A 26,303-nucleotide genomic window follows, 5' to 3' on the forward strand; every position below is an offset into this window, starting at 1 on the left:
ACAGTGACTTGAGGTCTTTTAATTAACCCATTTTTATTCATCTGAGTTTTTATGGAATTTATCCATTTTTTCATTGATTTTATACTGAATATTGACATTCATTTAACGGAACTCGTGGCACAATACGGTCTATGGGTTTACGGAATACTGTTTTTTATTTTATTTTGTGAAACAGGTTTGGTGATAACCCCTTTCTTGCCAGGCGATTCACTGCTTTTTATCTCGGGATCATTAGCATCACTGTCTTCAAATGAGTTAAATGTTCACTTGATGGTGTGTCTGATGATCATCGCGGCTGTTATCGGTGACACATTGAATTACTACATAGGCTATCTCTTTGGAGAAAGGCTTTTTCGTGATCCAAATTCAAAAATTTTTAAACGAGCGTATCTCGACCTCGCTGATCAATTTTATAAGAAGCATGGAGGTAAGGCGGTTATTTTGGCCCGTTTTATTCCGATCGTCCGGACTTTTATTCCGTTTATTGCAGGTATAGGGAAGATGTCTTATCCCAATTTTACTTTCTATAACATCTTAGGCGCTTTTTTGTGGGTTTTGTCTTTCACTTACGCAGGATATTTTTTTGGCTCTTTGCCTATGGTACAAAATCATTTGAAATTATTGATCGTGCTCATTATCGTACTGTCGATTCTTCCGAGCCTTTTTGGAATATGGCGTCATTGGCGTACTTCAACATTAAAAAATGAAGGTAAGCGCTGAACATTTTTCTATTTTTGTAAAAAAATCAATTACCTAAGGTGAATAATGAGCTGGATTGAGCGAATTTATAATAAAAGTCATATTATCCGCACTCGGAAAGCCAATATCCCAGAGGGCGTTTGGACGAAATGTGAAAAATGCGAGCAAATATTATATAGCGCAGAATTAGAGCAGAATTTAAGGGTTTGTCCCAAATGTCACCACCATATGAGGATATCGGCTCGAGCGCGGTTACATGCCTTCTTGGATGAAGGTTTTAGAATCGACTTGGCGGAAGAATTAGCACCCAAAGATCTGTTGAAATTTAAAGATACAAAAAAATATAAAGACCGCCTTTCTGGAGCACAAAAAGACACTGGTGAAAAAGATGCGCTGATAGTCATCAAAGGGACGTTGTTTGGTATGCCTCTTGTGAGCGCTGCATTTGAATTTTCTTTTATGGCGGGTTCTATGGGATCGGTCGTGGGTGCCCGTTTTGTTCGTGCCGTCGAACAAGCTTTGCAAGACAGCTGCCCCTTCGTTTGCTTTTCTTCAAGTGGGGGAGCCAGGATGCAAGAAGCGCTGACTTCCTTGATGCAAATGGCAAAAACAAGCGCGGCCCTTGCTAAAATGCAGGAATCGGGATTGCCTTATATTTCGGTTCTGACCAATCCCACTTTTGGCGGTGTTTCTGCTAGTTTGGGGATGCTCGGCGATATTAATATTGCCGAACCTAAAGCGTTAATTGGTTTTGCAGGCCCTAGAATCATTGAACAAACTGTCAGAGAAAAATTACCCTCAAGCTTTCAAAGCAGCGAATTTTTAATCCAAAAAGGCGCCATAGACATGATTGTTAGCCGTCTCGATATGCGACACAAGTTAGCCAGTCTTTTATCTAAACTGACTCATCAACCTGAACCTTCGATGATGCCATACAAATTGCAAAACATGAGAGAAGACAGTCACTGAAAATACATGGAGGAGGATACCTAAAAATCGCTCGTGATGCTCATCACTTAGCTATCGCTAGAAAAACAAAAAAGGTGATCAAAACGGATAATGTAGGCGCCACCACTCTCAGTAGATTTTGCAAAGGTCTATTTTTTAAAACAGGTCTGTTATGAATGACTCTTTTATCCCTCACGCGGATGCTTCTTTAGCTCAATGGCTTGATTACGTCGCAAATTTGCATTTTAAAGACATTGATCTCGGTCTGGAAAGAGTCAAAAAAGTCGCTGAAAAGCTAGATGTACTCTCTCCGGCTAAGTGGGTTATCACTGTGGGAGGGACGAACGGAAAGGGGACCACTTGTCGTGTTTTGGAGAGGATTTTAATCGAAGACGGTTACAAAGTGGGGGTGTATAGTTCTCCGCATCTTATTTGCTATAGAGAACGAGTCCGTATTCAAGAAAAAATGCTTCCTGAAAAGTGCTTTACTGATGCCTTTGATCAGGTTGAAAAAGCGCGTGGTCAGATCTCGTTGACTTATTTTGAATTTGGAACCTTGGTGGCCTTACTTCTTTTTAAATCACATCAACTGGGCGTGGTTGTTCTGGAAGTAGGTTTAGGTGGGCGGCTTGATGCCACTAATATTGTGGATTCAGATGTGGCGGCTATTACTAATATCGATTTTGATCATATCAAATTTTTAGGTAAAGATCGTCACAGTATTGGTCGAGAAAAAGCAGGCATTTTTCGGACGAATAAACCAGCCGTGGTCGCGGACCCTGACATCCCAGATTCTGTCATTCGTGTAGCGAAAGAAAAAGCGGCTCATCTTCGCCCCATTGATCAGTCTTGGACATTTCGCCCTCAGGGAAATCAATGGATTTGGGAAAGTAAAGAACGCATGTTAATTGATCTGCCCCTGCCTAATGTCCCGTTAATCAATGCGGCCTGCGCATTAGCGGTATTACATTATTTCCCTAAGATAATCAGTAAAGAAGCGATTAAACGGGGCTTGAAAGGGGCTTCTCTTTCGGGACGTTTCCAAATGATCGATCAAAAGCCTTTAGTGATCCTCGATGTGGCGCATAATCCTCATGCGGCTCGTTATCTGCTCAATCATCTGACTCAATTTTTGAAAAACGCAGCCAAACCCGGTGCTAAACTGCATGCCGTGGTCGGAATGCGCAAGGACAAAGATATTAAAGGGACATTAGACATTTTATCTGAACGGGTTGACCATTGGTATTGCGCCAAATTAAGCGAACCTCGTGGGGCACCTGCTCAAATTTTGGCGAGTTTTTTGCAGAAATCGGCATTTTTATCTCCTGATGTAAAAAGTGCTTGGAATCAGGCGATGCAAGCGGCTAATCCAGAAGATATTTTGTTGGTTTTTGGTTCTTTTCATACCATTGCTCCTGTGATGTCAGCATTAAATCTCCGGAGTACCGGTGATCAGTAAATTTCAATATCGTTTGCTGGGTGTGGCCATTATGGTTATTCTGGCCATTATTTTTTTGCCATGGTTACTTGATGGCAAAAAAGAATATGACATCACTTCGGTTTCCAACTCTGTATTAAATAGCACGCCCGGGATGAATCCTTCTGTGTCTTCAGATTCGTCTGCCTTAGTTCAAAGCACTAACGTGCTTTCTTTTGAAGTTGAAGAAAAAAAGATATCAAAAGAAGAGGCCATTGATTCTACAGATCAAAATAAATCGCCGCCTTCCGAAAAAAAATTGAGGTCAAAACAAGCAATGTCAGAAATCCAGCAAGAGTATGTCATACAGCTGGGGGCCTTCAATGATATGGCTAGAGTCAATCAAATTATCGCAAAATTACGATTATCAGATTATCAGGTTTTTACTTTGCCTCCTGTGCCTATAAAAGGAAAAATCACTCGGATTTTGATTGGTCCTGATCCTTCGAAAGATAAGCTTGAATCTATGCGACCTGAGCTTTATCGACTCGTTGGTTTAAACGGACAAATTAAAACCTATCAGTAAAAATTCCCGCGTTTTTTTATATTTATCATTTGCCAATGGAATAATTTATGATTTGGATTGACTACATCATCATCGGTATATTGGTTTTTTCAACGGCGGTCAGTGTCATACGTGGATTTATTCGTGAAGCATGGTCACTGGTGATATGGGGTTGTGCGTTTTTTGTGGCAGGTTATTTTTATCCCTATGTGTCAGAGTATTTTACTGATTTTGCTGATCAAAAAATTCGGCATCTGATTGCAATGAGTCTCTTATTTATAGCGATGCTTCTTATAGGAACTATTATTAACTATGTCCTGGATTCTCTCATCAAACGGACAGGATTATCCGGCCCTGACAGAATACTTGGAATGTTCTTTGGGGCGATAAGAGGGGCTTTAATTGTGGCTACTTTATTATTGTTTTTAGAAAACTTTACACATTTTTCACAAAATAACGCTTGGACTCAATCCCGCCTAATTCCAGAATTTCATTCAATGATGAAATGGCTATTAACACTTTTAAAAGAAAAGTTTTCTTTTGTTTCGCCAGCACAATTGGCAGTCTCGAAAGAATAATAAGGAAAAATATTATGTGTGGTATTGTTGGTATTTCCGGTTTCACCCCTGTCAATCAATTGATTTATGATGCGTTAACAGTGCTTCAGCATCGTGGTCAGGATGCCGCAGGTATCGCAACCATTGATGCCGAGGGCCAATTTCGTTTACGTAAAGCCAATGGATTAGTCAAAGAGGTTTTTGATACAAGGCATATGCTTAGACTGCAGGGAAACATAGGCATTGGGCACGTTCGCTACCCAACAGCAGGCAGTTCGAATGTCTCGGAAGCACAACCTTTATACGTGAACTCTCCTTTTGGGATCACCTTAGCCCACAACGGTAATTTAACGAATTCAGCTCAACTCAAAAAAGAGTTAATACAAATTCGTCGTCATATCAATACTCACTCTGATTCCGAGCTTTTATTAAATGTGTTTGCCAGTGAATTAGATCGCTTTAAAGATTTTCGATTGACAAAAAACGATATTTTTTCGGCCATCGCACAAATGCATAAACGCATCAGGGGGGCTTATGCTTGTGTGGCCATGATCATCAATCACGGTATGGTGGCATTTCGTGATCCTAACGGCATACGTCCTTTAGTGATAGGTAAACGCGTTTTGGCTTGTGATAAAAATGAATACATGGTCGCTTCAGAAAGTATTGCACTAGATACATTAGGATTTGAATTTTTACGAGACGTTACTCCAGGTGAAGCTGTATATGTGACTGAGGAAGGGGAATTATTCACTCAACAATGTGCTGAAAATCCTGAATATCATCCCTGTATTTTTGAGTATGTCTATTTCGCAAGGCCAGATTCTTTTATTGATAAGATTTCTGTTTACAATGCGAGGGTGAGAATGGGGCAAAAATTAGGTGAAAAAATTGCTCGACAATGGCAGCATTTAAAAATTGATGTGGTGATTCCCATTCCTGAGACTTCTTGTGATATTGCTTTAGAGATTGCGCGTATTTTACATCTTCCTTATCGACAGGGCTTTGTTAAAAACCGTTATGTCGGCCGCACTTTTATTATGCCAGGTCAACAGGAGCGTCGTAAGTCCGTGCGCCGAAAACTCAATGCTAACAAGGCAGAGTTTCGAGATAAAAATGTCTTACTGGTCGATGACTCGATTGTACGAGGCACCACCTCTGAGCAAATTGTAGCAATCGCTCGCGGTGCGGGTGCAAAGCAGGTTTATTTTGCGTCCGCTGCACCAGAAATTTCATTTCAAAATGTTTATGGTATTGATATGCCGAGTGTGAATGAGCTGGTGGCCCATGGTCGAAGTGTGAATGAAATTCAAGAATATATTGGTGCTGATGCACTTATTTTTCAGAATTTAGAAGATTTGATCGCCGCTGTCAGGGTTGATAATCCAGAAATCACCGAGTTTGATTGTGCTGTTTTTAATGGTCATTACGTGACCAAAGATGTTGATCAAAATTATTTGACTCATCTCAATGCAATCAGAAGTGGGCAGAATCCATCAACAAGCTCCTCTTCTGAATCAGAACATCTTGAAATTTATAATGAAAAATAAAAAGGGAAATGATTCGTGCAGAAACTGATTATTGGCATTTCTGGAGCCAGTGGTGCCATTTATGGAATTCGGCTTTTAGAAGTGCTACAGAGTGTGCCTGAGGTAGAGACTCATCTGATTATCAGTTATGCAGGTCGTCGTACTATCAGATTAGAAACAAAATTGAGTTTACAGCAGGTTAAGAAAATGGCAGATGTCGTATATTCTGTTTGTGATATTGCTGCTGCTCTTTCTTCAGGTTCATTTAAAACCATAGGTATGGTCGTACTGCCCTGTTCGATAAAAACTTTGGCTTCTATTGCTCACAGTTATTCCGATAATTTAATGACACGAGCGGCAGATGTCATGCTCAAAGAGCGAAGGCCTTTAATTCTGTGTGTTCGAGAAACTCCTCTACATTTGGGACATTTACAATTAATGAAAAAAGCCGCCGAGCTTGGCGCTGTGATCATGCCCCCTTTGCCCGCCTTTTACCATCATCCTCAAAACATCCAAGACATCATCGATCAAACGGTGAATAGGGTGATAGATCAATTTTCTATTTCATTGCCTCAAGACTTATTTAAACGTTGGCAAGGAGATCATAAGATTTAAAATAAGTGCTTTATATTTTTTTAGTTTATTGACAGGAGTTTTTATTTTATGTTGCAAGAGCTTATACCCTTTATTGATCGGCATCCCATTTTAAGTGTGACCTGGGTGACTTTACTCATTGGCGTTATTCTGACTTTTATAAAAAATTATTTTTCTAAAGTAAAAGAAATTATCCCGACTGAAGCCATCCTGATGATGAATAAGCAACAAGCTTTAGTCGTTGATATTCGAGCAAAAGAAGAATACAAAAAGAGCCATATCATTGGCTCTATCAACGTAGAAAAAAATAATCTTAAAAACAATAAATTATATGAATTGGAAAAGCATAAAGCCCGCCCTATTATCATCGTATGTGCCCATGGTGTTTCTTCGCTGACTTTTGCGAAACAGCTGTATAAGATGGATTTTCAAAAAATCTATTCCCTAAAAGAAGGCATATCCGGTTGGAATAAAGCAAATTTGCCTTTGGCAAAGGGTAAAAAAAAGTAAAGAAGCATGTTGTTTATCATCATTTTTATATCAAGGATTAAAAATCAAAATGTTAGAAGAAGAAAATTCACAAATGATCTGTCAAATTTACCGTATTTATACCAAGGATATTTCATTTGAAGCCCCTGGCGCTCCTCAAATTTTTCAAAAGGAGGGGAGCCCTGATATCAAACTTGATTTGGACACCAGTTCAAATCTATTAGCTGAAAATACACATGAAGTGGTATTACGTATCACACTCACAGCCACCATAGAGGGTCAAACCTCATTTCTTTGTGAAGTTCAACAAGCAGGGATTTTTTTCATTAAAAATATTGAAAATATGCAATTAAAGCATTGTTTAGGTGCCTACTGCCCGAATATTTTATTTCCTTATGCGCGTGAGTGCATCAGCAACCTGGTTTCGAAAGGATCCTTTCCTCACCTTCACCTCGAGCCCATTAATTTTGATAGCCTTTTTATGAATTATGTACAGCAGGAAGCTGAAAAACAAAACGAATCAGATCCCATCATTATTAAAAATAGCGAACAAGATTAAAATGAGTCTTCCAGATTATCCCTCAATAATGACAGTGATAGGTGCTGGTGCATATGGCACCGCTTTAGCGATTACTCTTGCTCGGCAAGGTTACTCTGTTGTGTTGTGGGGTCATCACCCTCAGCATATTGAGAAATTAGCAAAAGATCGTTGTAACCTGGAGTTTTTGCCTGATGTCTCTTTTCCGGAAACATTAAGGTTGGAATCTAACTTAGAGCATGCTGTGTCTTTGAGCCGTAACCTACTGGTGGTTGTGGCCAGTCACGTTTTTGGAAATGTCTTACGACAACTAAGACCCTATTTACGTAAAGATACCCGTCTCGTTTGGGCCACTAAAGGGCTTGAGGCGGGAACAGGTCGTCTATTGCAGAAAGTTGCCCGCGAAATTTTACCCGATAGCCTTCCTTTGGCAGTGATTTCAGGCCCTACTTTTGCTAAAGAGCTGGCGTTCGGTTTGCCTACTGCCATCACACTGGCTTGTTCTGATGCTGAGTTTTCAGCCGATCTTCATCAATTATTGCATTGTGAAAAAAGCTTTCGTGTCTATAAAACCAGTGATCTGATCGGCGTACAGATAGGAGGAGCGGTAAAAAATGTAATAGCTATTGCTGCAGGTATATCAGACGGCATGAAATTTGGTGCCAACGCACGATCTGCTTTAATTACAAGAGGGCTTGCGGAAATGACTCGTTTAGGTGTCGCTTTGGGGGCAGATCATTCTACCTTTATCGGGATGTCTGGACTCGGTGATCTCGTTTTGACCTGTACAGATGATCAATCACGTAATCGCAGATTTGGCATAATGATAGGCCAAGGGATCCCTGTAGAGGAAGCCAAAAATAAAATAGGTCAAGTGATTGAAGGATATGGCAATACTAAAGAGGTATTTGCCCTTGCTCAGCGTCATCAAATTGAAATGCCTATTACGGAACAAATTTATCAGGTTCTTTATTGCCAGAAAAATTCTCAGACAGCCGCATTGAGCCTATTAAATCGAAGCAAAAAGAATGAAAACTCCCTTTATTATGGACAGTCTGAAAAAGAATTAGAAAAGATATGGTCTCACATTAAATTAGAAGCAAAAAAGATGGCCGATGCTGAACCTGCGCTAGCTAGTTTTTTTCATGCTACTATCTTAAAACATGAAAATTTGGGCAGTGCCCTCGTTTATATATTGACCAGTAAACTTTCTTCTGATTCTAGTATGCCTGCAATAGTACTCAGTGACATATTCGAAAAAGCATACTGCTCAGATAAAACGATGATATTGGCTGCGGCGAGAGACATATTAGCCGTCTGTTCTCGTGATCCTGCGGTTGATAAATATTCAACGCCTTTACTGTACCTTAAAGGTTTTCAGGCTTTACAAGCGTATCGTATTAGTCATTGGTTATGGTGCCAAGGGCGATCGGAATTGGCTATTTATTTACAGAATCAAATTTCTATCGTGTTGGGGGTAGATATCCACCCCGCTGCGACTATTGGTTTTGGTATCATGCTAGATCACGCTACAGGTATTGTCATTGGTGAAACCACAGTGATAGAAAATGATGTTTCTATATTACAATCTGTCACTTTAGGTGGCACTGGTAAAACTTGTGGTGATCGCCATCCTAAAATTCGCGAAGGCGTTATGATAGGCGCTGGAGCAAAAGTGTTAGGAAATATTGAAGTAGGCGTTGGGGCAAAAATTGGCGCGGGTTCTGTTGTGTTAGAAGCAGTTCCTGCTCATACCACTGTTGCAGGCGTTCCAGCACGCATTGTTGGTAAGCCCCAGACTGAAAAACCTTCTTTTGATATGGATCAAAATTTTAATTTTTTTATTAAATCTTTATCAAGATGAATACATTGAGTTACACACGCTTGATGCCTCTGAGATATAGGGGTTCAATTTAAATCCAGTAATATGTTCAAATGCTTGTCATTAACTCTTAAAAAAGGGTGAATGCAGAAAGCTTGCTCTGGCCATAGTGAATGACGACGACAGCCAAGACCGTGATTCCAAAACCTGGATTGTTTTTGGCTTTAAAGTTTGCTGAGCAATGAGAAAGATGTCAGTGGCTGTGATGGTTCGAAGCTGTCAGGCTCCAATAAACGCTCAACCTGCTCGTCAAATTATGAACAATCCATGCTATTGCAAACGGGATGCATTCATACAAATACGATGCTTAATCCAGAAATGATTGCAAAAATGGCTGAAAAATTGCAAAAGTCTATTCCTAAAAGTGTGCTGACTTTCGGAGAAGATGTAGAAAAAAAAATTCGCCAGGGATTACAATTTCAGTTGAGCCGCCTTGATTTAATCAGCCGTGAAGAGTTTGATGTTCAAACTCAGGTCCTGTTGAGAACCAGGGAGAATCTGACCTTGTTAGAGCAACGGGTTCAAAAGCTGGAAGCAAAATTATCAGAAAAAAAGGACATTTAGCGCCATTCTCACAAAGAGTCATTTTTGATTTTTTTAATGATTTTGCTGCTTGAAAGTCCATTTTGATAGGGGGATATTTTGATCTGTCCACCTGCCGCTAACACTGCTTTGCTTCCGGCAATTTGATGTGGCTGATAGTCCCCCCCTTTTATCAATACATCCGGTAAAATTTCTGAGATAAGACGCTCTGGGGTTTTTTCTGAAAATGGAACTACCCAATCAACATATTTTAATGCGCTGAGTACCGCCATTCTTTGATCCAATGAATTAATGGGACGCATTTGACCTTTGAGTTCTCGAACAGAATCATCTGTATTGACAGCGACAATGAGACGATCTCCATATTTTTTTGCTTCTGACAGATAAGTAATATGCCCAGCGTGTAGAATGTCGAAGCATCCGTTTGTCATGACCAATTTTTCACCACGAGAACGAGATTGTTGCACCGCATTTTTTAATTGTTGTTCGTTCATGATACCGAGATCTGCTCTTTTACTGCCATCCGATGCATTTTGTAACTCGCTAAAAGAAACAGTCGAAGTTCCTAATTTACCTACCACTACTCCTGCTGCTGCATTTGCAAAAAAAGAGGATTCTTCAAGAGAATGACCAGAGGCCAATGCGGTTGCTAGCACAGCTATCACCGTATCTCCTGCTCCTGTGACATCAAACACTTCCTGAGCCTGAGCAGAAAGATGCAAAGGGGGCTTGGCTTTTTGTAATAAGGTCATACCTTTCTCAGAACGTGTTATCAGCAAAGCAGAAAGATCTAAGTCTTTTATCAGCTGAGATCCTTTATCCACGAGCTCTTGCTCGTTTTTACAATGCCCGACAACAGCTTCAAATTCTGATAAATTGGGTGTTAAAACGGTGGCACCGCTGTAACGTTTGAAGTTGTTTCCTTTAGGATCAATTAGGAGCGGGATTTCAGCTTTTTTTGCCAGTTGAATCATTTCTTGAATCTTGTTTAAAGTGCCTTTCGCATAATCAGAAAACACTACAACAGTCATATGAGGCAATAAAGAATCAATCCGAACTTGGATTTTTTGGGCATCTGATGTATGAGCATTTTTTTCAAAATCGAGTCGAATGAGCTGTTGATGACGAGACAGGACTCTCAATTTAATCAGAGTAGAATAGGTATTTGATGACACAAAATCACAATCAACCTGAGCTTCAGATAATTTTTGAGTCAGGATTTTTCCACCTTCGTCTTTACCAATCAAGCCGATTAAATGCACCTTTGCACCCAGCGCTGCGATGTTCATAGCCACGTTCGCTGCGCCCCCTGGGGTTTCTCGAATTTGATCCACTTTTACAATCGAAACAGGGGCTTCAGGTGAAATTCTCTCAACAGGCCCGTACCAATAGCGATCGAGCATCACATCTCCTACTACTAATATTTTAGCCTGCTGAATATCAGATAAGGTTAATTTCATATTTTTTGACGATCATGATTCAAAGCGAACGAGGCTTTTTTAGTAAGAAAAACATGTTAAAAAAAACGCCCTTAAAGGGGCGTTTCTTGATTCAAAGTGATTGTCTAATCTTCTGAAATAATAATAACTTTCAGCTGTGCAAACACACCATTGTATATTTTGAAATGAACTTCATGTTCGCCCAAAGTTCTCAAAAAGCCATTTAATAATCGAACTTCATTTTTCATAACAGGAATACCTGCATCGCTCAGTGACTTCGCGATATCACGAGTTCCTATGGAACCAAAGAGCCTACCTTCACTCCCTGCTTTAGAAGCAATAGTTAGGCTAGCTAATTCGTTAATAGCGCGCGCACGTGCCTTGGCTTCTTCAATAGCCTTAGCTGCTTTGGATTCTAATTCAGAGCGCCGCTCATCAAAATAAGCCATATTTTTTTTAGTGGCAAGAACTGCCTTCCCTTTTGGCAAAAGGAAATTTCGAGCAAAACCTCGTTTTACCTTTACCTTGTCACCTAATTGACCAAAATTTTCTATTTCATCTAACAATATGACTTCCATTACCTTATCCTCTCAAGTGAATTAATGGAGACTGCTACTACTGATTAGGTAAGCAGGCCGCAAGTGCCCACTCCCTCAAGAACCGTACGTGCGAGTTACCCCGCATACGGCTCACGCAACTTACTCACTTCAACATTTTTCCTTTTTTGCTATGTAATTGTCTGTGGCAATTAGCATGTAACAATCTTAGATTAGCCAGCTTGTTGTCACCCCCTTCAGCTTTAGGCTGAATATGATGAACATGCAATTGTTCACCATTGTCCAACTCTTGATCACAGAGAGGACAATAACCTTTCTGTCGCTTATAGAGGTTAACTTTGACACCGTAAATAAAAGGCTGTTTACGTGCCTGCCTATTACGCCAATAGTCACGCAATTCCGGATTGTCGGGGGAAGCATTTTTTGGAACTAGCCAATGACGCTGTATTTTTGTCCATGCATGCTTCCAAAGAAATCCACCGGTTGATTTATCCATAAATACTGAATAGTCTTCTCTACCTGGTATCTTGCCTAAGTAGTGTTTTCTTCGCCACCACCAGTGTTTATTGGGATGACGTCGATACAAATATCTACGTTGGCGGATCCACATCCATTGGTCTAATGCACTGAATGTTCTTTTTGAAGCACCAATACGATAGTAATTACACCATCCTATTATCTTGGCATTCAGTTGTCTTATTCCTTCTTGTGTCGGCATACCGATAATACCTTTCCAGGTCATTCTCATTTGCTGTTTGTACCTTTTCATCGACTCCTTTGAGGGCTTCGTTAACAATATATATCCCCGTTTTCTGTGGCGATTGTCATAATGTCGTATATTAAATCCCAGGAAGTCGAATCCTTCCTTCAAGTGTTTGATACTGGTTTTTTCTTCAGAAAGAGCTAACCCTCTCTGAGCTAACCAAATTTGCAACTTTATTTTGGCAGTTTCGCACTCTTCACGGGATTTACCGAATACGACAAAATCATCCGCATAACGAACTACTGCATAAGGTTGCCCTTGTTTTGGCGTGCCGTTTTTCCAGTATTGAATACCCAGTAAGGTCTCCATTCCGTGGAGTGCAATATTGGCCAGTAGTGGACTGATAATCCCGCCTTGCGGAGTACCTGCAACATTGGGTATATAGTTGCCATGTTCCAGCACACCGGCTTGTAACCATTGTTTAATCATGTTTCTTTCGGGGAATCCCCCGATTTTTTTTATGAGAAAATTATGGTCAATGTTGTCAAATGCGCCTTTAATATCTGCATCTAGTACCCAGTGCCGTGTCCCTCGTGCTCTGGCAATACAGAAAATTTTTTGTATTGCGTCATGGGCACTTCGCCCCGGTCTAAATCCGTAGCTGACTGGTTCAAATTTTGCTTCCCAATAAGGTTCCAGCGCCGATTTAACTATCGCTTGTCTACAGCGGTCGAGAATGGTTGGGATCCCAAGAGGGCGTTTTTTTCCATTCTTTTTTGCTATGTAAACTCGTTTTACTGGATAAACCTTTTCTGAAGTTGTTTGGCTTAATAACTTATAAAGATGTTCTCGTCCTTTATGGTCATTAATTACCTGATTATCTACTCCAGCCGTGTGTTTTCCCCGATTGACCTGAGTGACTTTCCTGATAGCCAGAAGATGGTTAGCTCTTGATTTCATCATGAGTTTTTGCAGATTTCTGACTTTCTTTAAGTCACCTGTTGCTGAAGCCCTATATATTCTTTGCCTTAGATTATTAATCATGGCTGTCACAACACGCCAGTTAATAGCATGCCATTCCAGTTGTTGTTCATAGTTTTGATTTATTACGTTTGCCATAGGCATCTAACTCTTCTAAATCAATTCATAACCTTGGTAAAGGATTATATGGGTAAGTCACCCGTTCCACGTCAGCCTCTTTTCAGAGTAAAGTAATTACCTCTATCAATCCTGTTATGATTTCCAGTTGCCTTTCGGCTGATTGCCTTCGCTTTTTGGAACGTCTTATGCCCACTGTCTCTTAGTATTTACATCAACACTAAAAGATTAATGGGGTTACCGTGTTTCACACCATGAAGATACATTGAGTGGGCTGCCTCCTCTATGCCGGGGAACGGGATCCGTCGTAAAGAACGAACACTCTTCTTTACCCGTTTCTAACTGTCGTTAAACTTCCCCATAACACGTCACATCTGATTTCGTGTTTTACTTGCTTACGACATTTTAATAACGGAGATTCACTTTATTCAACCCATTTCAGTTTTGCCTTGCCCCTATTTCTTATTCAGCTTACGTGTAGATGTAGCCTTTCCCCGCATTCGTCTGAACGGAGTACAGCATATCTGAACACTGGGTGCGCAAGTCGTCTTCGATAAAGCTACCTGATTCCATCGTCAGAGTGCTGAAATCGCATCGCTCATCGAAGATGAGGTGGAAGATGCACTTCTAAAAAATCCCTTGCTACAGCAATATCGCCAAGGAACTTTTTGAATAGCGAGTCATGTTGGGATAGTGAGGATTTAGTCATTGGGGCAGTATATCGTGACCATCAAAATTTAACCATTGAACTAAATAAATTAGTTGCTTAATAGAGCATGGCATTTTTGTCACGTGTTATAGAAAATAAAAAGCGGACATAGTTCGCCATCTTAGACTAGCTTTAAATTCACTTTAATTACCAAAAAGTTCTTATTCTGCTATTAAGCAACAAGCTTAATGTATATAATCACTAAATAAGTTTACGATAAACAATCGTAATTTTTAAATTATTGCAATAGTAACTTGTATTCTTTCTGATTTCTCATAGTGCCAGATTATTGACGTCACTGGAGTGACAGAATAGTGTCATTAGAGTGTTGCTATTTTCTTTATTTGTGAATGCAGATTAGGCCAGTAATTTCAATAGGTTAAAAAAATACCAACTATCTTTTAATCAATTGGTCGCTGGTTCGAATCCAGCACGACCCACCATTTTTTGATATAGCGCATTGTTATTCAATAACGTGCTTTAATAGAATTTCTATTCTTTCATCATCAACATCGTTGGTGTATTTGCACTGCACTCCTGAGCTTTTTATCATGAAATAAAAATTTTTTAACAGGAATACGCAATGATCAAAAAAAAATGGCTATTCGTTTTATCTTTATTCATCACTATAACTGCCCCTTTTCTTTTAGCTGATCCCCAGAAAGATTTACAGCAGCGTCTTAATGAATCCAAAAATTTTTATGCGCACTTTTTACAAAAAGTATCACGCCTGGATGGCACTGTAATACAGGAAGCACGAGGAGAATTATGGCTAAAACACCCCAATCTTTTTGATTTGCACATGATGCCCGATGAAAGCCGCCTGATTTCTGATGGTGAAACCCTCTGGTTTTACAATCCAATGCTGGAACAGGTGACAGCAAACTGGTTAAAAAATGCAGTGGGCAATACCCCCTTTATGTTAATCGCTTATCATGATCCTAAAAATTGGGAAAAATATCAGGTTGAGCAGAAAGGGGATACTTTTCAACTCATTCCAAAAATTCAAACAGGCGATTTCAAACAGTTTTCGATAAACATTACACCCGAGGGGATAATTAATAGTTTCCGTGTTCTGGAAGAAAATCAAATCAGCGAATATGTATTTCAAAACCAAAGCAAAAAACCGATCGCCTCCTCAAAATTTACCTTTACAGTGCCTCTTAAGGTGACTCTAGACGATCAGCGTCAATAAAGGCGAGTAGGTAGATGCTTGAAAATAAAATCATAGGGATCAGGCCTGCAAAATTTTTTGGTATGTTCAACATATCGATATGTTAAGAGCATGCTATTTAAATGTATCGAGCAAAAAATGTGATTTTTATTATAAATAACAATCACTTTAAGTAAGTACCCATAAACCATGACTATGAATCATTATAACGCCAGTTCCATCGAAGTGCTGACGGGCTTAGAGCCTGTCCGACGTCGCCCGGGTATGTATACCGAGACCACTCGCCCGAATCATTTGGCACAAGAAGTGATCGATAATAGTGTTGATGAAGCTCTAGAAGGGAAGGCGCGACGCATTGATGTCACCGTTTATCCTGATCATTCTCTTAAAGTCAGTGACAATGGCCGTGGTATGCCGGTCGATCTCCATCCCGAAGAGCAGGTTCCTGCCATTGAGTTAATCTTGTCTCGCCTGCATGCAGGGGGAAAATTTTCAAATAAAAATTATCACTTCTCAGGCGGCTTACATGGTGTCGGGCTGTCTGTTGTAAACGCTTTGTCTCTTCGACTTGAAGTGACCGTAAAACGCGGGGGACAAATTTATCGCATCGCCTTTGAGAAAGGGAACAAAACCGAGGATTTGGAAATCATAGGCACCTGTGCTCAACGGGATACCGGCACCTGTGTACACTTTTGGCCGGATGCCTCCTTTTTTGATACCCCGCATTTTTCAATATCTCGGTTATCTCATTTATTAAAGGCTAAAGCGGTTTTGTGCCCCTCTCTGCAGATCGTTTTTAAAAATGAACTGAATAATACGGAGCAACGTTGGTGCTATGAGGACGGACTAAAGCATTACTTAATAGAAACACTGGGAGCCAGCGTGACTCTCCCTAAATTCCCTTTTTTAGGCAGTTTTTCAGAGGAAACCAAAGCGGTTGACTGGGCGTTATGCTGGCTCCCTGAAGGCGGCGGGGAATTACTCACAGAAAGCTACGTGAATTTGATCCCCACGACGCAAGGCGGCACCCATGTGAATGGGTTGCGTCAGGGTCTGCTGGATGCCTTACGTGAATTCTGTGAATTCCGCCAACATTTGCCGAGGGGGGTGAAGCTCTCTGGTGAGGATGTTTGGGTAGGGTGTGCTTATCTTTTATCCGTTAAAATGCAGGATCCTCAGTTTTCGGGTCAAACAAAAGAACGCTTTTCTTCGAGGCAATGTGCCACTTTTGTGTCAACGGTGGTGAAAGATGCCTTTAGTTTATGGTTGAACCAAAATCTATCAGAAGCAGAGCAGTTAGCCGAGATGGTCATCAACAATGCTCAGCAACGGTTGCGGGCTGCCAAAAAGGTCGTTCGTAAAAAATTAACCAGTGGCCCTGCTTTACCAGGAAAACTGGCCGATTGTAGTTCACAGGATGTACAGCAAACCGAGCTCTTTTTGGTTGAAGGAGATTCCGCAGGGGGATCGGCTAAGCAAGCCCGTGATCGACAATATCAAGCAGTGATGCCGCTCAAGGGCAAAATTCTCAACACTTGGGAAGTCTCTTCCGATGAAGTTTTAGCCTCGAAAGAGGTTCATGATATTTCTGTCGCCATAGGAATGGATCCAGAAAGCGAAGATTTGAGTGCACTTCGTTACGGTAAAATTTGTATTTTGGCGGATGCAGATTCCGATGGCTTACACATTGCAACCTTGTTGTGTGCGCTATTTTTTCGGCATTTTCGATCTTTAGTACAAGCCGGACATATTTATGTCGCTATGCCGCCTCTATATCGTATTGATCTCGGCAAAGAGGTGTTTTATGCCTTGGATGAAGAGGAAAAAAAACGTATTTTAGGTGATTTGAAGCAAAAACGCGGAACGCCGAATGTTCAGCGTTTTAAAGGCTTGGGTGAAATGAACCCGGTGCAATTACGCGAAACAACCTTAGATCCGAATACGCGCCGCTTGGTGCAGTTAAGAGTACAAGACAATGAGATGGATCACACTGTGGCCATCATAGATATGCTGTTAGCAAAAAAACGTTCGGAAGATCGCCGACATTGGCTCCAAGAGAAAGGCGACATCGCTGAAGTCAATTTGTGATAAATCTCCCCCTATTTTTTTGAAAACCTCATATTTAATGATTTGTTTTGAATGGTTTCCTTAAACTATTTTAGAGGTGTTATATGAAAAGATTTTGCATTTTTATTTTTTTGTTAAGCTTTATTTTTTCATTTCAGCTCGCTGCACAAGAAAAATCGGTGATCCATCTGATATCAAGTTCAACTGAATATAACGAAGAAATGATTCCTGGCATCATTAAAATGTTCGAGGAAGAGGGATATGTCGTGGATACGCGATATCTCAACCAACAGACCTCTGATTTTGGCTATGTTAATACGGATAAAAGCAGAGCCAAGACGCTGATTAGTGCTTTGGTCGATGATAATGTTAAATATTTATGGTTCATACGCGGTGGGGCAGGGGCAATAAATTTACTACCGTATCTTGAAGATGCTAAAGATAAGATAAAAAAATCATCGCCAAAAATTATTGTGGGTTTTAGTGATGTTACCGCCATCCATCATTTTATCAATAAATATATCATGTGGCCTTCAATTCATGGAGTTTTCGCGTCCTCCAACAAAAATTTGTACGTTACTCATGATCAGGAAAAATCAAAAATGAATATGATGGGTATGAATACTGATGTAAAGACGATTTTTTCTGCAACCAAAAACGGCGTTGAGTACAACGGCATTATCCCCCTTAATGATTTGGCGATGAAAAATATTTCAGGGAAGCTGTTTGGAGGCAATCTGACTTTGATAAAATCACTCTTCTCAACAAAATATGAAAAATCAAATTCTCACGATATCATCATCATGGAAGATACGAATGGGGACTATCGTCAACTTGATCGGTCTTTACATCAGTTGATTTACAGAAATGAATTTAAACCTAAAGGCATCATTTTTGGGCAATTTTATTCTATTTCTGCCAACGATGAAGAGAGATTAATATTTAAAACAGTGATTAAAAATTTTGCAGCTCAAGCACCCTACCCTGTTTACTATTATCCATTCTTTGGCCATGGAAAAACCAACCACCCATTTATTTTTTTAAATGATGTCAAGATAAATTGCGAGATCAAAAATGAGTATTGTTCTTTAAAACAGGAAAAAATGGTGTGGGGGAATACATCAAAATAGATACCGTTTTGCTTAAGAAAACACTGAAAAACTCATAAAAAGTAGTCTAGGGTTGAATTTTTTATTTTAATTACTTTAAATAATTTAACTATATAAAATTGATTGTTGTAGATTTTTTAGTGTTTCCTTAACTCAAATCCCCCGTGATTTCAAATTTTTTGAAACTGCAAGGATCATCATGTCATGAATCAATTCACCCAGCCAACAGAAGATTATTTGGCACTCCATACCTTTACTGAAAAGGCCTATTTAAATTATTCGATGTACGTCATTATGGATCGGGCTCTGCCCTTTATCGGGGATGGTTTAAAGCCCGTGCAGCGCCGTATCGTCTATGCGATGTCCGAACTGGGCTTAAATAACACCGCCAAATTTAAAAAATCAGCTCGTGCTGTGGGTGATGTGCTGGGTAAGTACCATCCACATGGCGACAGCGCCTGTTATGAAGCGATGGTGCTAATGGCACAACCCTTCTCTTACCGTTATCCCTTGGTCGATGGTCAAGGGAATTGGGGCGCACCCGATGATCCTAAATCCTTTGCTGCAATGCGTTATACCGAATCTCGTTTATCAAAATATGCAGAAGTCCTGCTCAGAGAATTAGGGGAAGGCACGGTCGATTGGCAGGCGAATTTTGACGGAACTTTGCAAGAACCTAAGATGCTTCCTGCACGTCTGCCCAATATTTTGCTTAATGGCACCACAGGGATAGCGGTCGGCATGGCAACGGATATTCCACCTCATAATATTAAAGAAATAGCGTATGCATTGATCCAACTGATTGATCAGCCTCAGATCTCACTCAAAGAACTGATGCGCTGGGTACAAGGCCCTGATTTTCCCACTGAGGCTGAAATCATCTCGCCCAGAGAAGAAATAGAGCAGATATATCGCACGGGTCGAGGGTCTATACGAATGCGGGCTGTTTGGAAAAAAGAAGAGGGAAATGCTGTCATCACCGCCTTACCCCATCAAGTCTCAGGCGCAAAAATACTGGAACAAATTGCACAACAAATGCGGGCAAAAAAATTGCCTATGCTGGAAGATTTACGAGATGAATCGGATCATGAACATCCCACTCGGTTAATTATTATGCCGCGCCATCACGGTGTTCATTTAGAGGCCGTGATGAATCACCTCTTTGCTACCACAGATCTAGAAAAAAGTGTTCGTATTAATATGAATATGATTGGCCTGGATCAACGACCGTTGGTCAAAGGCTTGGTTTCGATTCTCACTGAATGGTTGACTTTTCGACGAGCCACTTTGCGTCGGCGGCTTCTCTTTAATCTCGATAAAATTTTAAAGCGTCTGCATGTCTTAAAAGGTTTATTGGTTGCTTTTTTAAATATCGACGAAGTGATTCATATTATTCGTACAGAAGATGAACAAAAATCTTTTTTAATAAGTCGTTTTGGGCTCTCGCTAATACAGGCCGACGCTATTTTAGAGCTTAAATTGCGCCACTTAGCGAAATTAGAGGAAATCAACATTCGAGCGGAACAAGACGCGTTAGAAAAAGAAAGCGGTACACTTCAAAGTCTATTGGCTTCAGAAAAAAAACTCAATAATTTGATCAAAAAAGATATTCAGGATGATGCGTGTCTTTATGGTCAAAACCGGCGTTCTCCTTTGGTTCAACGCACTGCCAGTAAAGAGAGCAATGAAAATGAGGTCCTGCCTTCTGAACCTGTGACTGTGATCTTATCCAAAATGGGTTGGGCACGTTGTGCTAAAGGACATGAGATTGATCCCGTTGGATTAAATTATAAAAAGAGCGATGCTTTTTATGCTATGGCGAGAGGGAAAAGCCATCAATCCTTTGTATTGCTCGATTCCACGGGTCGAACCTATGCGTTGGATCCCATGAAACTACCCCATGCTCGTCATCAGGGTGAGCCGGTGATGGGAAAATTAACTCCGCCCCAGGGCGCTGTAGTTAAAGCACTCATGATGGCGGAACCGGAACAGAGTTATTTGATGGCTTCAGATGCGGGGTATGGTTTTATCTGTACCTTTGCAGACATGGTTGCAAAAAATCGGGGGGGTAAGATACTCATGACCTTGCCAGAAGGTGCCCAGATATTGCCTCCATTACTTATCACTCATGCGAATCACTACCTGCTGAGTATTACGGCGTTAGGACGGATGCTAATATTTTCTATGGCAGATTTACCGACTTTATCGAAAGGAAAAGGCAATAAAATCATATCTATTCTTTCGGCAGATTGGCAAGCAGGTCTCGATCGAGTGATTCATTTGTTTATGTTACCGCCAAACCAGTCAGTGACTCTATATTCAGGGAAACGCAAGTTACACTTGACACACCAACATTTACAAAAATTTTGCTCTCAAAGAGGCAAAAGAGGCACATTGCTGCCACGTGGCTTTCAGCGAATCGATAAAATAGATATGATTTAAGCCTTATATCTTGAGTTTTTGTATAAAAATACTCCCCTCAACTAAATTTAAAAGGTCATTATGTTATTTATCGTGCGAGCCATATTAGCCATTTTATATGGTCTTCTCGTCTGTATTTTAGGATCCCTTTATTGTTTGTTGAGCCCCAGAAATCCTCGTCATGTGGCGCGATTCGCTCATTTAATCGCCCGAATGTCCACTTTGTTTGGCATTAAGGTCGAACAACGCCTTCCCCCTGAATATTCAAAATATGGTCACTGTATTTATATCGCCAATCATCAAAATAATTACGACATGGTGACGACAGCAAAGGTAGTGTCGCCTGGCACCATCACCGTAGGCAAAAAAAGCTTGATCTGGATCCCTTTATTCGGGCCACTGTATTGGCTGACAGGTAATTTGCTGATTGATCGTGATAATCGCAAAAAAGCGCGAAGCATCATTCATCAAATTGTCGAATATATCAAAAAAAACTCTATTTCGATTTTGATGTTTCCAGAAGGGACGCGTAGTAGAGGGCGAGGTTTACTCCCGTTTAAGCCAGGGGCTTTTCATGCTGCGATTGAGGCAGGGGTGCCTATTGTTCCTGTTTGTGTCTCCAGTACTCATCATATCGATTTGAATCGTTGGTTCAATGGGTGGGTGATTGTTGAGTCATTGCCCCCCATTGACACTCGCTTATATAAAAAAGAAAACGTTCGCGCGCTTTCAGATTATTGCTTCAATCAAATGAAAGAGAAAATCGAGGCATTAGATAAACAAGTGGCAGAACGTATGACAGAATTATTGAAGAGATGAACTCAATAACGGCCATATAAAATTTAAATTCAATGATTAAATTTCACACGAATCGCATTATTTTTATTATCTTTAAATTCGCGTCTATTTTGTATTAGAAAAAATTTTATAATACTTGAACAGAAACCGTGTTGGTTGTACCACTGGGTACGAGTGCTCCTGACACCATAATCACGACATCTCCTTTACAGGCCAATTTTTGTTCTAGCGCCTTTTTTTTACCGATATGATAAAAATCATCCGTAGAATCAATTTTTTTAACCAGAAAAGGAAATACCCCTTTTGTTAAAATCAGCTGCCTTTCTGTCACTTCATTTGTTGTTAATGCCATTATCATCGCATGTGGAAAATATTTCCGCACTGATTTTGCGGATTTTCCACCACTGGTCGCCACAATAATCAAGTGAGCATTTAATTTTTCAGCGGTTTCCACAGCACTCCGACAAATCGCCTCTGTGATCCTGATTTCTTGATTTTCATTCAAAAAATCAATCCGGCTTTGCATAACCAGATCGGTTCGTTTACAAATACTGGCCATAATTTTTACGGATTCTATCGGATATTTCCCTTTGGCACTTTCACCCGATAGCATTACCGCATCCGTTCCGTCTACGATCGCATTCGCGACATCGCCTGCTTCAGCACGAGTGGGACGAGGATTTTTAATCATGGAATCAAGCATTTGAGTCGCCGTAATGACCACTTTTCGAGCCCGATTGCATTTTTCAATCATCATCTTTTGTGCAAAAATTACTTCTTCGACAGGTATCTCAACACCCAAATCGCCACGAGCGACCATAATGCCATCAGAAACAGCCAAAATTTCATCGAAGTTATTGAGACCTTCTTCATTTTCAATTTTAGAAATGATTTGAATACCTTCTCCCTTATTTTTATTTAAGAATTCGCGTATTTCTAATACATCAGACGCTTTTCGAACAAAAGAAGCGGCGACGAAATCAACAGAATGTTGACAACCAAATATCAAATCTTCTTTATCTTTTTCAGTTAGGGCATTCAATTTAATAGAAATTCCGGGTAAATTCACTCCTTTGTTTTCGCCTAAATCCCCATTATTTTGTACCTTACAGATCACGGCATTTTTTTGGGTCTCTATTACCTCCATGGCGAGCAAACCATCATCGACTAACACGGTATCGCCGGCTTTTAAATCATTTGCAAATCCAGGGTAAGTGACCGCCACAGTATGAGCATCACCGATGATATTTTGATCGGTCGTGAACGTGAAGGTTTGACCTATAGATAAAGAAACCTCTTTTCCTCCCTTCAGTTCCTTTGTGCGAATTTCAGGGCCTTTAGTATCCAGTAAAATCGCCGCTTTTTGATTTGTCTTTTTAATAACGGCTCGCAAATTTTTGATACGTTGTAGGTGCTCATTGTGGTCACCATGCGAAAAATTCAGGCGCATGACATTCATACCTGCATTAAGTAACTGCACTAACATCTCTTCTGATTCGCTGCTAGGACCGATAGTGCAAACAATTTTAGTTTTTTTCATAAAATTTTCTTATGTAATGAAGAAGGCCTATTAGTTAAATCATCGTAAAATACCCGGATGATATTTTTTTAATAAAGCGCTTTGCTCAGGAAAACAGTAATCACATTATACGAAGCATACTATGAAAAGGAAGACAAAAATTGAAAGCACAGTGAGAAGAAAATCGAAAAAATGGACTGTGTTCAATTATTCCAAAAATTTTTTAAATCTGATTCATTCTACATCACCACTTGATCGTAATAATAAGTCAGATTAGGTAAGACCCTCTGGGTACTTTTCCATTTTGATTCTAGGTGGAGGGCTAATGAGCGGTTTAACCAAAGATAAAAAGATAACCCCCGGAATATTGTCCTTTCCAGTCATCAAAAACACTCCAATTCACTGGTATCATAGCCGCACGGGATAGGTCTTCTTTTGCCAAGAGACAACGACGGCGGGGCCTTACCCGTTTTCTTTCGCAAAGAGTCCCACCGTCTTCTTATTTCACGCGCAAAATTTTAAAGCCTGGTTACAACTTTAGTTTTGAACTGTTTTTTCGCATAAAAGCAGGCCCTATACCAGACACTTCTTCTAATTCCTCAATTTCACTGAATTCACCATACTTTTCACGATATTGCACTATCGCTTCCGCTTTTTTCTTTCCAATACCATTAAGAAATTTCGCTAATTCTTCAGCACTGGCAGTATTAATGCTGATGCGTTCATCCAATTCATTGGAATCCTTAGTATTTTCTTTTATTTTTTTTCCCTCAACGCCGCCTCTAAAAGATGGGTTTATAGTCGATGAATTATATTTATTATTATTTTGTTCCGAGGGGGCTGCAAAAACCGTCCACGCTGAACTGATTGTTCCAAGTAATAAAAATACAGGCAGTAGTTTTTTTGTCTTTTTCATATTGTATATTCCATGTGGTTAAAAGGAACCCAACTTTGCCTGATGCTTTTTTTTACAACAATCAGTTAATTCAAAATATGAGAGACATTGAGAAAACTATTTTTCTTGGTTACAAATATTTGCAATATAATTCGATATTAATCGCAATTATTGATCTAAAGACCGTATTTCAATATCTGCCTCTTTACGTAAATTTTTTAGTAAGGCCTCTATGTTAGCTATGTTATAGCCAGATTGTATGTTGCTTATAAAAGCTTGTTTTTCACTTGAAGTTAATTTCCCTTCCGTCACAGATAAAAACTCAATTAATACGCCATTATTATTCTGATCGAAGCTAAAACCATATACGGGTTTGTTTTTTGTTGGCAAGTTTAATGCAAAAATAGATTCAACAAGTGCATTATGATCTGAATTATAAGAAAGTGCTTTTTCTTCACCAAAACTTAAGCCTGCTGATTTCATCTCTGACGTTCCTTTACCTTCTTTTAAAGCCGCTAAAAATTTTTCACCTTCAACTAGAATTTGTTTTTGTGCTTTTTGAGCCCGGATCTGTTTTTGCACTTTGTCTCGGACTTTTTTTAAAGGCTCAATACGTTTAGGTTTATGTTCATCAACACGAATGACTACGGCTCGATCACCATCAAGATTAATCATGTCAGCATCACTACCAGTCTGAGTTTTTTTAGCAACCCAATCACCATCAAAAATTGCTTTTATGACTGGTTTAATATTAAGTTCAGATGGAACATCATTACGGCCAAAAAAAGCGGTATGCTGCGCTTTTAACCCAGAGACCGTCTCTGCAGAAGCTAATGATTTATGATTGTTGATCATCGCTTCACTGACTTTTTTTTGCAAAACATAATATGCTTGTATGGCTTTTTCTTGTTTAATCTTTTCAATCAATTGATTACGAACAATAGATAAAGGTTTAACATAAGAGGGTTTTATATCGTTTAAACGAAAGATAAAATAACCAGTAGAGGATTCGATGACACCAGAAAGTTGCCCTTTTTCTGTTAAATTAGCCTGTTTGATTTCGTCAACAGTAGTATCTGGTTCCAGCCAGCCTAATTGCCCCCCTTTTTTGCGTGAAATACTGTCTATTGATTTATTTTTAGCCAGGTCAGAAAAAAGCGCTCCCTTTTTTAATTTATCTAAAGTGGTGTCAGCCTCTTTTTTTGTTTTAAGTTGAATGACACTGTAATTTTTAAGCTCGGGTTGAATGAATTCTGCTGAATGTTGCTCATAAAAGTCTTTTATTTCTGATTTATTGACGGTTATTTTATTTTCCATACTTTCAGCATCCATAATAATAAAGCTGACTTTGACTTGCTCCGGATTAGTAAAAGTATTTTTGTTTTTATCGTAATAATCTTTTATCTCTTCATCTGTCACTTTTTGGCGATTTTGAAATGTATTGAGATTTAAGGTAGCCAGTCTCACGTGACGTTTTTGTAAAAGTAAGGCTGAGATTCTTTTAATTTCATTGGGCAAAACAAACTCGCTGTTTCCAAATATCTGTAGTAACTGGTCGTTAATAAGCTGTTGGCGCTGTAATTCAGCGAATTCATCAGGGGTATAGCCCATATTACTAATTAAATTGAGATATTTTTTATTATCAAATTGATTATCTGTTTGAAAATACGACATTTTTCTAATCGTGTCTTTGACATGCTCGTCATCTATCTTTAAGCCAAGATGATGAGTGTATTGAACAATCAAAATCTGATTGATTAATTGATCAATCACCTTTTTACGTAGCTGTTGCATATAATCTTTATTGTCAGCCAAGGCTAAAAAATGTTCTCCTAACTGTTGTTTTAAGCGATGACGTTCGTTTTGTAGAGCCTGTTCTAATTGTGCCCGACTTATTTTTTCACCATTCACTTTAGCAACATAATCGGTCGCTCTCCCTATGAAGTAGCTACCCAAACCACCTGCAATGAAAGACAACACGATAAAAAACAATATAATTTTTAAGGTAAGGTTTTTAGTAGACGTTCGAAAATATTCCATCATATGGATGCCA

Annotated in this window: 21 protein-coding genes and 3 pseudogenes; 17 read left to right on the plus strand and 7 right to left on the minus strand. The window is 39.7% G+C overall.

The annotated features are described in order from the left end of the window. Window positions 1–51 precede the first annotated feature (51 nt). The 12 genes and pseudogenes from HDEF_RS03730 (at window position 52) to ubiK (ending at window position 9,782) form a co-directional block, all read left to right on the plus strand. Entirely contained in the window at window positions 52–720 is a 669-nt protein-coding gene (locus tag HDEF_RS03730) for a DedA family protein (protein WP_015873330.1), read from the plus strand. 45 nt (window positions 721–765) lie between these two features. Further along, the gene (accD, locus tag HDEF_RS03735) at window positions 766–1,668 is read left to right on the plus strand and encodes an acetyl-CoA carboxylase, carboxyltransferase subunit beta (protein WP_015873331.1); all 903 of its coding nucleotides are present in this window, start codon (window positions 766–768) and stop codon (window positions 1,666–1,668) included. Window positions 1,669–1,819: 151 nt separating this feature from the next. Next, window positions 1,820–3,106 carry a bifunctional tetrahydrofolate synthase/dihydrofolate synthase gene (gene folC / locus HDEF_RS03740; RefSeq protein ID WP_015873332.1) on the plus strand — a complete coding sequence of 429 codons (1,287 nt, stop codon included), beginning with the start codon at window positions 1,820–1,822 and terminating at the stop codon, window positions 3,104–3,106. After that, entirely contained in the window at window positions 3,096–3,650 is a 555-nt protein-coding gene (locus HDEF_RS03745) for an SPOR domain-containing protein (RefSeq protein ID WP_015873333.1), read from the plus strand. Before folC ends, HDEF_RS03745 begins: the two co-directional genes overlap by 11 nt. 47 nt (window positions 3,651–3,697) lie before the next feature. Then, window positions 3,698–4,207 (plus strand): CvpA family protein, encoded by a 510-nt coding sequence (locus HDEF_RS03750; RefSeq protein WP_015873334.1) that lies wholly within the window; start codon window positions 3,698–3,700, stop codon window positions 4,205–4,207. A 14-nt stretch (window positions 4,208–4,221) separates the two neighbouring features. Beyond that, entirely contained in the window at window positions 4,222–5,736 is a 1,515-nt protein-coding gene (gene purF / locus HDEF_RS03755; protein ID WP_015873335.1) for an amidophosphoribosyltransferase, read from the plus strand. A gap of 15 nt (window positions 5,737–5,751) precedes the next feature. Further along, on the plus strand, window positions 5,752–6,330 hold the full coding sequence (locus tag HDEF_RS03760) for a UbiX family flavin prenyltransferase (protein ID WP_015873336.1): 579 nt from the start codon (window positions 5,752–5,754) through the stop codon (window positions 6,328–6,330). Between the two features lie 48 nt (window positions 6,331–6,378). Beyond that, window positions 6,379–6,819: a rhodanese-like domain-containing protein gene (locus tag HDEF_RS03765; RefSeq protein WP_015873337.1), complete on the plus strand. Its 441-nt coding sequence runs from the start codon at window positions 6,379–6,381 to the stop codon at window positions 6,817–6,819. Between the two features lie 49 nt (window positions 6,820–6,868). After that, a complete protein-coding gene (gene secB, locus HDEF_RS03770) occupies window positions 6,869–7,357 on the plus strand; it encodes a protein-export chaperone SecB (protein WP_015873338.1) in 489 nt (162 codons plus the stop codon). 1 nt (window position 7,358) lies between these two features. Continuing rightward, a pseudogene (gene gpsA / locus HDEF_RS12815) lies at window positions 7,359–8,369 on the plus strand (NAD(P)H-dependent glycerol-3-phosphate dehydrogenase); the annotation flags it as partial. 36 nt (window positions 8,370–8,405) lie between these two features. Next, window positions 8,406–9,200, plus strand: a pseudogene (gene cysE, locus HDEF_RS13005) (serine O-acetyltransferase); the annotation flags it as partial. Between the two features lie 321 nt (window positions 9,201–9,521). Next, window positions 9,522–9,782: a ubiquinone biosynthesis accessory factor UbiK gene (gene ubiK, locus HDEF_RS03785; protein ID WP_044612476.1), complete on the plus strand. Its 261-nt coding sequence runs from the start codon at window positions 9,522–9,524 to the stop codon at window positions 9,780–9,782. An 8-nt stretch (window positions 9,783–9,790) separates the two neighbouring features. Here ubiK and hldE read toward each other — a convergent pair whose 3' ends face one another. From hldE to HDEF_RS11335, 4 genes and pseudogenes are all read right to left on the minus strand, one after another. Then, window positions 9,791–11,221, minus strand: a complete 1,431-nt coding sequence (hldE, locus tag HDEF_RS03790) for a bifunctional D-glycero-beta-D-manno-heptose-7-phosphate kinase/D-glycero-beta-D-manno-heptose 1-phosphate adenylyltransferase HldE (RefSeq protein WP_015873341.1) — start codon at window positions 11,219–11,221, stop codon at window positions 9,791–9,793. A gap of 104 nt (window positions 11,222–11,325) precedes the next feature. Next, a complete protein-coding gene (gene rplI, locus HDEF_RS03795; RefSeq protein WP_015873342.1) occupies window positions 11,326–11,778 on the minus strand; it encodes a 50S ribosomal protein L9 in 453 nt (150 codons plus the stop codon). A 124-nt stretch (window positions 11,779–11,902) separates the two neighbouring features. Then, window positions 11,903–13,585: a group II intron reverse transcriptase/maturase gene (gene ltrA, locus HDEF_RS03800; RefSeq protein WP_012738021.1), complete on the minus strand. Its 1,683-nt coding sequence runs from the start codon at window positions 13,583–13,585 to the stop codon at window positions 11,903–11,905. A 450-nt stretch (window positions 13,586–14,035) separates the two neighbouring features. Then, window positions 14,036–14,267 (minus strand): annotated as a pseudogene (locus HDEF_RS11335) (Rpn family recombination-promoting nuclease/putative transposase); the annotation flags it as partial. 583 nt (window positions 14,268–14,850) lie between these two features. Here HDEF_RS11335 and lolA point away from each other — a divergent pair. The 5 genes from lolA (at window position 14,851) to HDEF_RS03825 (ending at window position 21,857) form a co-directional block, all read left to right on the plus strand. Further along, complete coding sequence (gene lolA / locus HDEF_RS03805; protein ID WP_015873343.1) at window positions 14,851–15,462, plus strand: outer membrane lipoprotein periplasmic chaperone LolA; 612 nt, start codon at window positions 14,851–14,853, stop codon at window positions 15,460–15,462. Window positions 15,463–15,630: 168 nt separating this feature from the next. Further along, window positions 15,631–17,529 carry a DNA topoisomerase IV subunit B gene (parE, locus tag HDEF_RS03810; protein ID WP_015873344.1) on the plus strand — a complete coding sequence of 633 codons (1,899 nt, stop codon included), beginning with the start codon at window positions 15,631–15,633 and terminating at the stop codon, window positions 17,527–17,529. Window positions 17,530–17,612: 83 nt separating this feature from the next. Further along, the gene (locus HDEF_RS03815; RefSeq protein WP_015873345.1) at window positions 17,613–18,638 is read left to right on the plus strand and encodes an LD-carboxypeptidase; all 1,026 of its coding nucleotides are present in this window, start codon (window positions 17,613–17,615) and stop codon (window positions 18,636–18,638) included. Window positions 18,639–18,821: 183 nt separating this feature from the next. Continuing rightward, the gene (parC, locus tag HDEF_RS03820) at window positions 18,822–21,059 is read left to right on the plus strand and encodes a DNA topoisomerase IV subunit A (RefSeq protein WP_015873346.1); all 2,238 of its coding nucleotides are present in this window, start codon (window positions 18,822–18,824) and stop codon (window positions 21,057–21,059) included. Window positions 21,060–21,119: 60 nt separating this feature from the next. Then, window positions 21,120–21,857, plus strand: a complete 738-nt coding sequence (locus HDEF_RS03825) for a 1-acylglycerol-3-phosphate O-acyltransferase (RefSeq protein WP_015873347.1) — start codon at window positions 21,120–21,122, stop codon at window positions 21,855–21,857. 106 nt (window positions 21,858–21,963) lie between these two features. Here HDEF_RS03825 and pykF read toward each other — a convergent pair whose 3' ends face one another. The 3 genes from pykF to ppiD all read right to left on the minus strand — a co-directional run bounded on the left by pykF (window position 21,964) and on the right by ppiD (window position 26,293). Beyond that, complete coding sequence (gene pykF / locus HDEF_RS03830) at window positions 21,964–23,376, minus strand: pyruvate kinase PykF (protein ID WP_015873348.1); 1,413 nt, start codon at window positions 23,374–23,376, stop codon at window positions 21,964–21,966. A gap of 508 nt (window positions 23,377–23,884) precedes the next feature. Further along, window positions 23,885–24,271, minus strand: a complete 387-nt coding sequence (locus tag HDEF_RS03835; protein ID WP_015873350.1) for a helix-hairpin-helix domain-containing protein — start codon at window positions 24,269–24,271, stop codon at window positions 23,885–23,887. Window positions 24,272–24,418: 147 nt separating this feature from the next. Next, complete coding sequence (gene ppiD / locus HDEF_RS03840) at window positions 24,419–26,293, minus strand: peptidylprolyl isomerase (protein ID WP_015873351.1); 1,875 nt, start codon at window positions 26,291–26,293, stop codon at window positions 24,419–24,421. Between the last annotated feature and the right edge of the window lie 10 nt (window positions 26,294–26,303).

Origin of the sequence: Candidatus Hamiltonella defensa 5AT (Acyrthosiphon pisum), from assembly GCF_000021705.1 — a bacterium.
In the GTDB taxonomy this organism is placed as follows: Bacteria; Pseudomonadota; Gammaproteobacteria; order Enterobacterales; family Enterobacteriaceae; genus Hamiltonella; species Hamiltonella defendens.

Bases quoted from the DNA above. Each gene is read 5' to 3' on its own strand.
- HDEF_RS03825 (WP_015873347.1), top strand. From the start codon at position 21,120: ATGTTATTTATCGTGCGAGCCATATTAGCCATTTTATATGGTCTTCTC.
- accD (WP_015873331.1), top strand. From the start codon at position 766: ATGAGCTGGATTGAGCGAATTTATAATAAAAGTCATATTATCCGCACT.
- HDEF_RS03765 (WP_015873337.1), top strand. From the start codon at position 6,379: ATGTTGCAAGAGCTTATACCCTTTATTGATCGGCATCCCATTTTAAGT.
- rplI (WP_015873342.1), bottom strand. From the start codon at position 11,778: ATGGAAGTCATATTGTTAGATGAAATAGAAAATTTTGGTCAATTAGGT.
- HDEF_RS03835 (WP_015873350.1), bottom strand. From the start codon at position 24,271: ATGAAAAAGACAAAAAAACTACTGCCTGTATTTTTATTACTTGGAACA.
- hldE (WP_015873341.1), bottom strand. From the start codon at position 11,221: ATGAAATTAACCTTATCTGATATTCAGCAGGCTAAAATATTAGTAGTA.
- secB (WP_015873338.1), top strand. From the start codon at position 6,869: ATGTTAGAAGAAGAAAATTCACAAATGATCTGTCAAATTTACCGTATT.
- ppiD (WP_015873351.1), bottom strand. From the start codon at position 26,293: ATGATGGAATATTTTCGAACGTCTACTAAAAACCTTACCTTAAAAATT.
- HDEF_RS03730 (WP_015873330.1), top strand. From the start codon at position 52: ATGGAATTTATCCATTTTTTCATTGATTTTATACTGAATATTGACATT.
- ltrA (WP_012738021.1), bottom strand. From the start codon at position 13,585: ATGCCTATGGCAAACGTAATAAATCAAAACTATGAACAACAACTGGAA.
- lolA (WP_015873343.1), top strand. From the start codon at position 14,851: ATGATCAAAAAAAAATGGCTATTCGTTTTATCTTTATTCATCACTATA.
- HDEF_RS03815 (WP_015873345.1), top strand. From the start codon at position 17,613: ATGAAAAGATTTTGCATTTTTATTTTTTTGTTAAGCTTTATTTTTTCA.
- folC (WP_015873332.1), top strand. From the start codon at position 1,820: ATGAATGACTCTTTTATCCCTCACGCGGATGCTTCTTTAGCTCAATGG.
- pykF (WP_015873348.1), bottom strand. From the start codon at position 23,376: ATGAAAAAAACTAAAATTGTTTGCACTATCGGTCCTAGCAGCGAATCA.
- HDEF_RS03750 (WP_015873334.1), top strand. From the start codon at position 3,698: ATGATTTGGATTGACTACATCATCATCGGTATATTGGTTTTTTCAACG.
- parE (WP_015873344.1), top strand. From the start codon at position 15,631: ATGACTATGAATCATTATAACGCCAGTTCCATCGAAGTGCTGACGGGC.
- ubiK (WP_044612476.1), top strand. From the start codon at position 9,522: ATGCTTAATCCAGAAATGATTGCAAAAATGGCTGAAAAATTGCAAAAG.
- purF (WP_015873335.1), top strand. From the start codon at position 4,222: ATGTGTGGTATTGTTGGTATTTCCGGTTTCACCCCTGTCAATCAATTG.
- parC (WP_015873346.1), top strand. From the start codon at position 18,822: ATGAATCAATTCACCCAGCCAACAGAAGATTATTTGGCACTCCATACC.